Source organism: Methylobacterium sp. WL103, assembly GCF_008039885.1.
Lineage (GTDB): Bacteria > Pseudomonadota > Alphaproteobacteria > Rhizobiales > Beijerinckiaceae > Methylobacterium > Methylobacterium cerastii.
The window spans coordinates 1-9,323 of record NZ_VRUX01000131.1; the positions used below are offsets into that span (position 1 = coordinate 1).

Annotated in this window: 16 protein-coding genes; 9 read left to right on the forward strand and 7 right to left on the reverse strand. The window is 69.5% G+C overall.

All coding sequences use genetic code 11. From position 1 onward, the window contains the following. A partial coding sequence (locus tag FV222_RS10570; RefSeq protein ID WP_281406883.1) for a phosphopantothenoylcysteine decarboxylase occupies positions 1-564 on the forward strand: 564 nt, incomplete at its 5' end. A gap of 37 nt (positions 565-601) precedes the next feature. Here the strand turns inward: FV222_RS10570 and FV222_RS10575 are convergent. After that, a complete protein-coding gene (locus FV222_RS10575; protein WP_147814178.1) occupies positions 602-1,249 on the reverse strand; it encodes a glutathione S-transferase N-terminal domain-containing protein in 648 nt (215 codons plus the stop codon). 88 nt (positions 1,250-1,337) lie between these two features. Then, positions 1,338-1,982 (reverse strand): L,D-transpeptidase, encoded by a 645-nt coding sequence (locus tag FV222_RS10580; protein WP_147753124.1) that lies wholly within the window; start codon positions 1,980-1,982, stop codon positions 1,338-1,340. Between the two features lie 177 nt (positions 1,983-2,159). Between FV222_RS10580 and FV222_RS10585 the strand changes: the two genes are divergently transcribed. Beyond that, a complete protein-coding gene (locus FV222_RS10585) occupies positions 2,160-2,603 on the forward strand; it encodes a VOC family protein (RefSeq protein ID WP_147814180.1) in 444 nt (147 codons plus the stop codon). A 13-nt stretch (positions 2,604-2,616) separates the two neighbouring features. Here the strand turns inward: FV222_RS10585 and FV222_RS10590 are convergent, their stop codons facing one another. Then, positions 2,617-3,060 carry a Crp/Fnr family transcriptional regulator gene (locus tag FV222_RS10590; protein ID WP_147753122.1) on the reverse strand — a complete coding sequence of 148 codons (444 nt, stop codon included), beginning with the start codon at positions 3,058-3,060 and terminating at the stop codon, positions 2,617-2,619. Between the two features lie 166 nt (positions 3,061-3,226). On the opposite strand from FV222_RS10590, the gene FV222_RS10595 reads away from it, so the two are divergent. Continuing rightward, the gene (locus tag FV222_RS10595) at positions 3,227-4,036 is read left to right on the forward strand and encodes an electron transporter (RefSeq protein ID WP_147814182.1); all 810 of its coding nucleotides are present in this window, start codon (positions 3,227-3,229) and stop codon (positions 4,034-4,036) included. Positions 4,037-4,042: 6 nt separating this feature from the next. On the opposite strand, the gene FV222_RS31995 is transcribed toward FV222_RS10595, so the two are convergent. Further along, positions 4,043-4,171, reverse strand: a complete 129-nt coding sequence (locus tag FV222_RS31995; RefSeq protein ID WP_348644085.1) for a hypothetical protein — start codon at positions 4,169-4,171, stop codon at positions 4,043-4,045. Positions 4,172-4,187: 16 nt separating this feature from the next. Here FV222_RS31995 and FV222_RS30660 point away from each other — a divergent pair, with 16 nt between their 5' ends. Both FV222_RS30660 and FV222_RS10605 read left to right on the forward strand, forming a co-directional pair. Next, positions 4,188-4,367 (forward strand): hypothetical protein, encoded by a 180-nt coding sequence (locus FV222_RS30660; RefSeq protein WP_210248476.1) that lies wholly within the window; start codon positions 4,188-4,190, stop codon positions 4,365-4,367. Positions 4,368-4,429: 62 nt separating this feature from the next. Continuing rightward, positions 4,430-4,624, forward strand: a complete 195-nt coding sequence (locus FV222_RS10605) for a KGG domain-containing protein (protein WP_147753119.1) — start codon at positions 4,430-4,432, stop codon at positions 4,622-4,624. A 158-nt stretch (positions 4,625-4,782) separates the two neighbouring features. Here FV222_RS10605 and FV222_RS10610 read toward each other — a convergent pair whose 3' ends face one another. Both FV222_RS10610 and FV222_RS10615 read right to left on the reverse strand, forming a co-directional pair. Continuing rightward, a complete protein-coding gene (locus FV222_RS10610; RefSeq protein WP_246685408.1) occupies positions 4,783-5,127 on the reverse strand; it encodes a hypothetical protein in 345 nt (114 codons plus the stop codon). 453 nt (positions 5,128-5,580) lie between these two features. After that, positions 5,581-6,384 carry a response regulator gene (locus FV222_RS10615; protein WP_147753118.1) on the reverse strand — a complete coding sequence of 268 codons (804 nt, stop codon included), beginning with the start codon at positions 6,382-6,384 and terminating at the stop codon, positions 5,581-5,583. A gap of 192 nt (positions 6,385-6,576) precedes the next feature. On the opposite strand from FV222_RS10615, the gene FV222_RS10620 reads away from it, so the two are divergent. Continuing rightward, positions 6,577-6,837 carry a NepR family anti-sigma factor gene (locus FV222_RS10620; protein ID WP_147814184.1) on the forward strand — a complete coding sequence of 87 codons (261 nt, stop codon included), beginning with the start codon at positions 6,577-6,579 and terminating at the stop codon, positions 6,835-6,837. Positions 6,838-6,921: 84 nt separating this feature from the next. Here the strand turns inward: FV222_RS10620 and FV222_RS10625 are convergent, their stop codons facing one another. Next, the gene (locus FV222_RS10625; protein ID WP_003599466.1) at positions 6,922-7,098 is read right to left on the reverse strand and encodes a DUF1328 domain-containing protein; all 177 of its coding nucleotides are present in this window, start codon (positions 7,096-7,098) and stop codon (positions 6,922-6,924) included. Positions 7,099-7,374: 276 nt separating this feature from the next. Here FV222_RS10625 and FV222_RS29535 point away from each other — a divergent pair, with 276 nt between their 5' ends. The 3 genes from FV222_RS29535 to FV222_RS10635 all read left to right on the forward strand — a co-directional run. Continuing rightward, positions 7,375-7,542, forward strand: a complete 168-nt coding sequence (locus FV222_RS29535; RefSeq protein ID WP_187275180.1) for a hypothetical protein — start codon at positions 7,375-7,377, stop codon at positions 7,540-7,542. Between the two features lie 407 nt (positions 7,543-7,949). Continuing rightward, the gene (locus FV222_RS10630; RefSeq protein ID WP_187277298.1) at positions 7,950-8,882 is read left to right on the forward strand and encodes a DUF2865 domain-containing protein; all 933 of its coding nucleotides are present in this window, start codon (positions 7,950-7,952) and stop codon (positions 8,880-8,882) included. Between the two features lie 94 nt (positions 8,883-8,976). Then, the coding region (locus FV222_RS10635) for an MBL fold metallo-hydrolase (protein ID WP_147814189.1) at positions 8,977-9,323 on the forward strand (347 nt) is incomplete at its 3' end.

Consider the following 9,323-nt stretch of genomic DNA (forward strand, 5'->3'; position numbering starts at 1 on the left):
CGCCAGGGCCACGCCATCGCCGCGGCGGCCGCGGCGGCCGGCGCTATGGTGACGCTGGTCTCCGGGCCAGTGGCGATCCCCGACCCGGCGGGCGTCACCGTGGTGCGCGTCGAGACCGCCCGCGAGATGCTCGCCGCGGTCGAGGCGGCCCTGCCCGTCAGCATCGCGGTGTTCACGGCCGCGGTCGCGGACTGGCGGCCCGCCACTGAGACCGGCTCCAAGATCAAGAAGGACGGCTCGGGGCCCGCCCCGCTGGCGCTGGTCGAGAACCCCGACATCCTCGCCACCATCGCCGCGCGGACGACGGACCGCCCCAACCTCGTCGTGGGCTTCGCCGCAGAGACCGACACGGTGATCGCCCATGCGCAGGCGAAGATCGCCCGGAAGGGCTGCGACCTGATCGTCGCCAACGACGTCTCCGCGGCCGGCGGGGTGATGGGCGGCGGGACCAACACCGTGCACCTGATCGCCCGCGACGGATCGGTCGAGACCTGGCCGACGCTCGACAAGGACGAGGTCGGCCGGCGCTTGGTCGCGCGGTTCACGGAGCTGCTGCAGCGATAGGGACGGTCGCGCCGCCCCTGCCGCCCTGCCCTGCCGCCTAGCCCGGCGCGCTCTCCTGCTGCGCGGCCGCGAGGCGGGCGTCGTCGGCCGAGATCGCTTGGTAGGCCGGCCGCGCCCGGTAGCGCGCGAGGTAGGCCATGATCGCCGGCTCCTCAGGCACGAGCTTGAACGCGGTGGTCCAGCCGAGCGCCGAACCCCACAGCACGTCCGCTGCGGAGAAGCGCTCGCCGAGGATCCAGGGGCCGGGGGTCAGCATGGCGATGACCTGGGACAGCACCGTGTCGTAGTCGCCGTAGGCCGACATCATCCGAGGCGGCGGGTCGCGCTCCATCGCCCGGTCGATCACGGCGGGCTCGAAGCACGAGCCGTAGAAGACCATCCACCGCAGGTACGCGCCGCGAGCCGGATCGGTCAGGGCGGGCGCGAGGCCGGCCTCGGGAAACAGGTCGGCGAGGTAGAGGTAGCAGGCTGCCTGCTCCGCCACCGTCGCGGCGCCGTGGCGGATCGCTGGAACCTTGCCCATCGGGTTGACGGCGAGATGCGCGCTGCCCTGCTGCTCGCCCGCCTTCAGGTTGATGACGTGCAGATCGTGCGGCGCGCCGAGCTCCTCCAGCAGCACCCGCACGCCCGTCGAGCGGGTGTTCGGCGCGTGGTGAAGGACGATCGCGTCGGTCGTGGTCGGCATCGCCGTCTCCGAAGGGTGGACGTTTCGGGCGCACGCTATGCCGGTGCCCCGCTCCGGTCGAGCCGCAGCGTTCAGATCCGGTGCGTGCTCAGACCCGATACTTGCCGTTGCGTTTGATCAGCACCTGCGTTCCGACGGGGACGCGCTCGTAGAGGTCGACGATGTCCTCGTTGAGCATGCGGACGCAGCCGGACGACATCTGCTCGCCGATGCTCCAGGGCTCGTTGGTGCCGTGGATGCGGAACAGGATGTCGCGGTTACCCTGGTAGAGGTAGAGCGCGCGGGCGCCGAGCGGGTTGTCGACGCCGCCCTTGCGCTGGCGGTCGATCTCCGGGTGCAGGGCGACCATGGTCGTGGTCGGGCTCCAGTCGGGCCAGACGCCCTTGCGGCCGACGCGAGCCTCGCCCTTCCAGGAGAAGCCGAGCTTGCCCACGCCGACGCCGTACTGCATCGCCGTGCCGTCGGCCTGGACGAGGGCGAGCTGGCGCTTGTCGATGTCGACGACGATGGTGCCGGGCCGCTCGGGGCCGTTGTAGCTCACGACCTGCCGGCGGTACTTCGGATCGAGGCGGTTGGTGTCGACCAGCGGCACGTCGAACGGCTTGTCGGGCTTCGTGCCGATGTACCACGCCGCCTCCTCGTCGTTGGCGGCGACGTTCACCGGTCCGCGCTGGTTGCAGGCGGCGAGCGGCGCGATCAGGACCGCGGCGAGCAGGATCCGGCGGATTGGCATGGGGCCTCACGAGGCGAGGGAGCGTTCGGATCATGCCTACCGCCTCGCGTTCCCCCACGATGTGACTTTTGCGTCTCAGGTCGGACGAAGCGCCCGGTACGATTGCCCGGATTTCGCCTCGTTCGGCCGTGGCTTGCGCCCTAACTTTCCCGGATCGGTTTCGACACGAGGCGCATCATGGCCGACACGCTCACCCTTCCCGAGATGCAAGGCGCGCTGCCCGAGACGCCCCTGCGCCCGGCGATCCATCTCGACCATTGCGTGATCCACGTCAGCGACTGGACGCGAGCGAACGTCTTCTACGGCGACGTCGTCGGGGCCGAGGTTGTCCCGGTCGGGGCGGGCTTCGCCTACCGGCTCGGCGGGGTCCAGTTGAACTGCCACGGCCCGGGCCTGTCGCCGGAGCCCCTGGCGGAGAAGCCTGTGATGCCGGGCGGCAGCGACCTGTGCTTCCGCTGGTCCGGCACGATCGAGGAGGCGATGGCGCACCTGGCCGCCTGCGGCGTCCCCGTCGAGCGCGGTCCGGTCGAACGCCATGGCGCGGCCGGGCCCGGGACCAGCGTCTACTTCCGCGATCCCGACGGGTCGCTGATGGAGTTCATCACCTACCCGACGCCATAATCCGCCCGCGGCTTCAGCCGCGGCTCTGCGCCAGCGCCTGGTTCGTTTGCTCTAGGCGCAGTGCGAGTTCGCGCATCAGCGCGATGCTGATCTGAGGAAACTGCGCCAACAGCTCGAGGAACACGCCGCGGTCGATGCGCAGGGCCGTCGCCGCCGTCTCGGCGGTGACGGTGGCCGAGCGCGGCTGGTCGGCCAGGATGCCCATTTCTCCGACCAGCGCGTTTGCGCCGAGTAGGGCGAGCCGCACCGGCCCGGCGGCGCCGTCGATGGTCACGGCGGCGCTGCCCTCCAGGATCAGGTAGGCGGCGTCCGCCACGTCGCCGCGGGTGAAGAACTGTTGGCCGGGCTCGAAGTGCACCCGCTCGCTGGTGAAGGCGAGGAGCTTCAGCCGCGACGGCTCGACCTCGCGGAACAGCGGCACCTGCCGAAGGGAGGTAACCTCCGTATCGAGGGTCATGGGTGGGACTCCGGACCGCGCCGGATCTCGTGATGGGGCCGGCCGCGTATCCATGCGGCTTGCGGCGATCTTGTCCAGCCCTCACGTTGCCGGGGCATGCTGCGACGGCTTGCCCCGGATGCCGCGCCGCATGGGATCGGGCATGCGGAGGCCCACAGGAGGTGCCATGAGCCGCGCCCGCCGTCTTCGCCTTGCTGCGTCCCTGCTCGCGCTGCTCGTGCTCGGCCTGCCGCTCGCCGTCGCGCCGGCGGCCGCCCGCCTGAACCGGATCGAACTCGCCCGCGTCGCGGTCGCGCCACCCTCGAGTGCCCGAGTCCCCCTCGACCTCGCGTTCACCGACGCGTCGGGCGACCGGCCGACCACCCTGGGTGCGGCTTTGGGCGGTCGGCCGACGCTGATGCTGCCGGTGGATTACACCTGCGGCAACGTCTGCGATCCGATGCTGGCGATGTCCGGGGCGGCGCTGGCCGCGACGAGGCTCGTCGCCCGCCGCGACTACAGCCTGATCCTCGTCGGCATAGACCCGCGGGACGACGCGGCCGCCGCCCGGCACATGCTCGGCACCGAACTTGGCGACCCGGCACTCGCGGCGAAGGCGGCCGCCCTGGTCGGCGACGCCGGGGCGGTGGACAGGCTGACCCGGGCGCTTGGCTACGACTTCGTCTACGACGCAGGTACCGACAGCTTCGCCCACCCCGCCGCCGCGATCCTGCTGACCGGGGACGGCCGCGTCGCCCGCGTCCTTTCGCCCCTGGCGTTGAACGGCGGCGATTTGCGGCTCGCTCTCGTCGAAGCCGGCGAGGGTCGCACGGGCAGCCTCGCCGACCGGCTCGTCCTGCTCTGCTACGGCTACGACGCCGCCACCGGCATCTACACGCCTATGATCCGTCGCATCCTCAGCATCGCTGCAGCCGCGACGATCCTCGCGATGGCGGGCGGCATCGTGTTCCTCGCCCGTCTTCCGCGGCAGGCCTGAGGGTACTCAGCGCTTGGTGGACAGGCCGGGCTTCTCGTCACTCGGAGGATCGCGCTTCACGCTGGCGTTCGGCTGCGGCGAGTCGATCGGCTCCTCGTGGGTCGTCGGCGTCGCGCTGCCCTCGTCCGCGGGCATGGGCGGAAGCGCCGTCGTGTTCGGCTTCGGCTCGGCCTCCGCCGAAGCCCGGGCCGCGGCGGACACCATCTCGCGATTCGTCATGCTCGAAAACACCTCGTTCGAAGCGGGCGGAGAATGCTCGCGCCCCGCGCCTTCTGTGTTCCAACGCCATCGCACCGGCGTGGTTGCGGCTAAGCTTGTCGCAGAAGCGTGAGAGGAACCTTCGGATACTGGCGAAGGTTGTGAAAGGGTAAAAAGAAGCCTGAGGAGGAGCTGATGGCATCCGGTAATTCGACCTCCAAGCGAGGTTTTGCGTCGATGGATCTCGAGCGCCAGCGCGAGATCGCCAGCAAGGGTGGCCGCAGTGTGCCGGCCGAGAAGCGGTCCTTCTCGCAGGATCGCGAGCTGGCCTCGTCTGCCGGTCGAAAGGGCGGCCAAGCGACCGGCACCGGACGCGACGGCGCCGAATAATCGATCGGCGTCGGCGATAGGCGGCGCCTGCCCTCCGAGGGCAGGCGCCTTTTTTTGTGCTCGGTTTCGGTGGCGGAAAACGCAAAGGCCCGCCCCAGGCGTTGGGGCAGGCCTTTGCGTTGTCGGTCTCAGTGAAACGTACTAGTACGACGTATCGATTAGGAAATGCAGCGGCCCGGGATCATGCGGCGGGCCTCGGGGCCGACGAGGGAACTCAGGGCCGCTTCGCAACCCTCGCGCATCCGCATACGCGGCTTCAGCGGCGGCTTCGTCCCGATCTCCAGTGCCGTCTCCATTGCGGCCGGCACGGCACGGTTCGGCTCGGCCTGAAGGCTCGCCACGCGGCTCGGCCTGATCGCAAGCGACACGGGGCGCATGCCGGGCAATGGACGCACCTCGAACGAGGCCGGAGCCACGATAGGCGTCGTCGGAACCCACTGGTCGGCGCCGGCCTGCACCATCGGATGGACGAGCAACGTCAGGATGGCGGCCGGTGCGCTCACGCCGAGAAGGAAGCCTGACCGAAGCATCGTCGTGATCTCCGAGTGGGAGCTTGACAAGATGATTCGAAAACGCGTCTTCCGTGATCCGGTTCCGTCACTGCCGCGCTTTCGCCGGAATGAGTATTGAGGTCGGATTTTTCGAATCGCTGCAGCGGTTCGCGCATCTTGTCCACAGGCGGCCGTCGTGGCGTCAACGCCACACACGTCGAAAAAGTGCAGCGTATCGGAACTCACCGGGGTGGCGCTCGTTGATGATGCACCCGGCCACCTGGTCCTCCCCGCATTCCCCTTGTGCATCGGCCGGAACCTTATCGACGGGTCGGAGATCTCTCCGGCCCGTTTTTTTGTGCCCGGTCACCATCCAGGCGTTCGGGCAACAAAAAACCCCGGCGCGAGCCGGGGTTTCGTCGTTACGGGGACCGAAGCGCAGGCGGCCAGGGCGCCGCCCGGATCTCAGGCGGACTTGGCTTCCCGCCGACGCGCCGTCTGCTGGAAGAACAGCGCCTGGCTGATGACGGCCGAGACGTTGGCGGGCTGGAACGGCTTGGCGATGAGGAAGGCCGGCTCGGGCCGCTCGCCGGTGAGGAAGCGCTCGGGGTAGGCGGTGATGAAGATCACCGGAACCTCGAAGGTCTTCAGCAGGTCGTTCACCGCGTCGAGGCCGGACGAGCCGTCGGCGAGTTGGATGTCGGCGAGGATCAGGCCGGGGCGCTTGCTGTCGGAGGCGATCTTGACCGCCTCGGTGCGGGTGCGGGCGACGCCGATGACGTTGTGACCCAGCCCTTCGACCAACGCCTCGAGGTCCATGGCGATCAGCGGCTCGTCCTCGATGATGAGGATGTCGGTCGCCATGTCGGCGGCGAGCTCGCGGCCCGCCTCATCGACGAGGTCGCGGACTTGGCTGACATCGACGTCGAGGATGATCGCCGCGTCCTCCTCCGAGAATCCCTCGAGGCAGGAGAGCAGGAAGGCCTGGCGCGGCAGCGGCGTGATTTGACCGAGCCGGACCTCGGCGGGGAGATCGTGCTGCACCTGCTCGCTGCGGCCGTTGACCGACAGGGAGTTCCAGATACGCGTGAACACGCGGAACAGGTCGGCCTTCACGTTCGTGCTGCGGCCGAGCGTATCCGGCTCGTTGACCAGCGTCTCCAAGGTCGCGGCGACGTAGGCGTCGCCCGCCACCTGGCTGCCCGTCAGCGCGCGCGCATAGCGCCGCAGGTAGGGCAGGTGCTGCACCACGAGTTGCGATGTCGACATACGATCCCCTGTGCCTTGTCGGCCTGCTATTCAACCTGCCGCCCCAACGCGGGGCATCCGACTCCGTTCCGGGCGGGTGCGGAACCGCCTCCGCCCGTCGGCGTTGCTGGTGCAGCCATGGCGTATGTCGTGCTTCAAGACAATGCGGGCATGGCCCGTGACGAGATGCCGTGAACGGCACCAGGGGGCGCGATGATGACCGACGCTGCGAAAGCGGAGAGGCCGATCGGCCGTGCAGGCGATGGCATCGCCGACGGCGGCGGGGTCTCTCGGACGATCGTTCCCGACTCTGCGGGTCGGCACCGCGGATCGTCCCGCCTCAGCGATCATGCCCAGGCTCGTATCGGAAGCACGCTGCGTTCCCTCTACGACGGCCTCGTCCAGCAACCCGTCCCGAATCGCTTCCGCGACCTCATCGAACGCCTCGACGCGAAGGAGCCGAAGTCACCCTGAGGCGCTCCGGCTCCCTCCTAGAAGACCCCGCGGCGCGTTGAGCGCCTGTGGGATCTTGTATCAGTCTTCGTCACCCAGCGCGTGTCAGAGCGTTGGCGAACGGCCGCGCATCAAGCCGATCACGGCGGAGATGGCGAACAGGACGATCGCGACGAAGAACACCAGCTTCGCGGCTTCCATCGCCGTTCCGGCGATGCCGCCGAAACCGAGCAGAGCGGCCACGAGGGCCACGACGAGGAACGTAACGGCCCAACCGAGCATCTGCGTTGTCCTTGAAAACATGGACGCGGGCTTGGCCGCGACCTTCTGACATCCCAAACGTCAAGTCGTTGTTTCGGTTCCGCGACTTCGAATGCCTGCACACACGAAAAATGAGAGTTGCGGCCCAGGTGCCGGTGATTCGCCGAATTCCTCGATCGACCCCTCGCGCCAGCGCGTATGTCACGCCATATTGTCGGAGTGGGCACGGGGCCGCAGCCGGAACGGATCGATCCGGCCCGGCGTTCCTCATCCCAGGTCCGAAACCAGAGAACAGCGATGAGAAACGCCTCCGCCCTCGTCCAGCGCCTCACGGATATCGTCAGCTCCGCCGCCGGAGCCGCCGCACGCGGCGTCGAGGAAGTGTTGGGCGCCTTGGTCCCGCAGCCGGAGGCGCGCCTCGTTCCGGTGCGCGTTCGGAGCAACGGACCGGTACGCCGGCCCTGATCGCACCCGAGCTCATCCTGCGTCTTTCTGCGAGCCGCCCTCCGGGGCGGCTTTTTCATGCGCTGTCCACCGGTTTTCCGTGACGGAGAAAGTTCGAGAGCCGTGCCATCCACCGCGCTGATCGCGCAAGGGTCGAGGACGACGAGCTGGGTCCAGCAAGTCGAAACGGCTGTAACCTTAACGCCGATCGCTGGTTCGACCGGCCTATTCCTGCTCCTGATCGCAGCGATGTTGTGATCAACTCGGTTGTCTTACGCACTTGCCGCTCGGCTTAACCGGTCTTTAAGTCGGCGCCGACCGCCCCGCCCTCGCCGGGCCGGCGTGCCGGACTGGTTGGGATCTGACGAAGCATGGCGTTCTTGGCGCGGTGGAGTGCGTTTTACGGCTCCGGAGGAACGCGGCGGCAGATGATCGGCACTGCGGTTGCGGGTCTGATCCTCGGGCTCGGCAGCGTCACGATCGGCTCGAGCCTCGTGCAGGCGTCCGAGCGCGGCGGCTTGTTCGACTTCTTCCAAGAGCTGTTCGCGCCGGCACGGCCGCAGCCCGCGCCTCAGGTGCACCGGCCCGGACGCTACGCCAACCTGCCCGACGGCCGCCGCCTCGGCGTTCCGCGTCCGCTCTTCCACACGCCGCGCCCCGTGGCCGACCTTGCGCTCGGCCGGTCGCGCCGGGCGCGGGCACGGGCTCGCTCGGAACGTGCGGCACCGGTCGCCGTGGCCGTCGCCTCCACCGGGCGGCGCACGGTCTGCGTGCGGATGTGCGACGGCTACCTCTTTCCCCTCGGCACCCTCGGAGCGCGAGCGGACATGCCGGTCCACGAGGCGGCCTGCGCCGCCGCCTGTCCGGGTGCGCCGACGAACGTCTACACCCTCGGCGCCCGCGAAACCGAACTCGACCGCGCGATCAGCCCGCAGGGCCTGCCGTACCGTGCCTCGGCGCTCGCCAACATCTACCGCCAGCGCCGCGTGGAGAACTGCTCCTGCCAGGCCGCGCCCGGCACTACCCCGCTGCCGGTCGCCAACGACTTGACGCTGCGCAAGGGCGACGTCGTCGCCACCCATGACAGCGCCGACGTGGTGACGCGCAGCCGTTCGGGCTCGGTCGCCCTCGTCGACTTTCGGCAAGCCGCGATTACGCGCGGCCAGAGCCGGCGGATCGAGGCCAAGGTCGGCGCGATCCGGCGTGACGCCGAAGCGCGCGCCTTTCGCAGGACGCTGCGCACCGCCGAGCGGGCGAGCCTCGTGCAGGTCGCCTCCGTCGGCGATGGCTTCCGCATCCCGGCCCGCGCCGTCGGCGGCCAGGACGAGATCCGCGTGGTCACGCCCTCCCCGTTCCGGTGACGGCGCGCCGCGATCGCGTACCGTCCCGCGCTCGATTGTCCACGATGCCGCGATCGCGTAGCCCCGGGTCGTTCGGGAGCGACAGGGGCCTACGATGGCGGAGACGAATGCGGGCGGTGACGCGCCGGACTTCGAGACGGCGATGCCCGCGAATGCCCGCCTTGAGACGCTGAGCCCTCTGGTCCGCCGTCGCGTTGCGCCCAATGGCGGTCCGTTCACGGCGAGCGGCACCTGCACCTACGTCGTCGGGCACGGGCAGGTCGCGGTGATCGATCCGGGGCCTGAGGATGCCGGCCACGTCGATGCGCTGCTGGCCGACCTCGGGTCCGAGACGGTCTCCGCGATCGTCGTTACCCATACCCATCGCGACCACTCGCCGGGCGCACGCCTGCTTCAGGCGCGCACCGGCGCGCCGATCGCCGGCTGCCTGCCGCATCGGGC

Coding starts and splice junctions, on each gene's coding strand:
- FV222_RS10575 (WP_147814178.1), bottom strand. CDS start 1,249: ATGCCGACCACGACCGACGCGATCGTCCTTCACCACGCGCCGAACACC.
- FV222_RS10580 (WP_147753124.1), bottom strand. CDS start 1,982: ATGCCAATCCGCCGGATCCTGCTCGCCGCGGTCCTGATCGCGCCGCTC.
- FV222_RS10585 (WP_147814180.1), top strand. CDS start 2,160: ATGGCCGACACGCTCACCCTTCCCGAGATGCAAGGCGCGCTGCCCGAG.
- FV222_RS10590 (WP_147753122.1), bottom strand. CDS start 3,060: ATGACCCTCGATACGGAGGTTACCTCCCTTCGGCAGGTGCCGCTGTTC.
- FV222_RS10595 (WP_147814182.1), top strand. CDS start 3,227: ATGAGCCGCGCCCGCCGTCTTCGCCTTGCTGCGTCCCTGCTCGCGCTG.
- FV222_RS31995 (WP_348644085.1), bottom strand. CDS start 4,171: ATGCCCGCGGACGAGGGCAGCGCGACGCCGACGACCCACGAGGAGCCG.
- FV222_RS10605 (WP_147753119.1), top strand. CDS start 4,430: ATGGCATCCGGTAATTCGACCTCCAAGCGAGGTTTTGCGTCGATGGAT.
- FV222_RS10615 (WP_147753118.1), bottom strand. CDS start 6,384: ATGTCGACATCGCAACTCGTGGTGCAGCACCTGCCCTACCTGCGGCGC.
- FV222_RS10620 (WP_147814184.1), top strand. CDS start 6,577: ATGATGACCGACGCTGCGAAAGCGGAGAGGCCGATCGGCCGTGCAGGC.
- FV222_RS10625 (WP_003599466.1), bottom strand. CDS start 7,098: ATGCTCGGTTGGGCCGTTACGTTCCTCGTCGTGGCCCTCGTGGCCGCT.
- FV222_RS29535 (WP_187275180.1), top strand. CDS start 7,375: ATGAGAAACGCCTCCGCCCTCGTCCAGCGCCTCACGGATATCGTCAGC.
- FV222_RS10630 (WP_187277298.1), top strand. CDS start 7,950: ATGATCGGCACTGCGGTTGCGGGTCTGATCCTCGGGCTCGGCAGCGTC.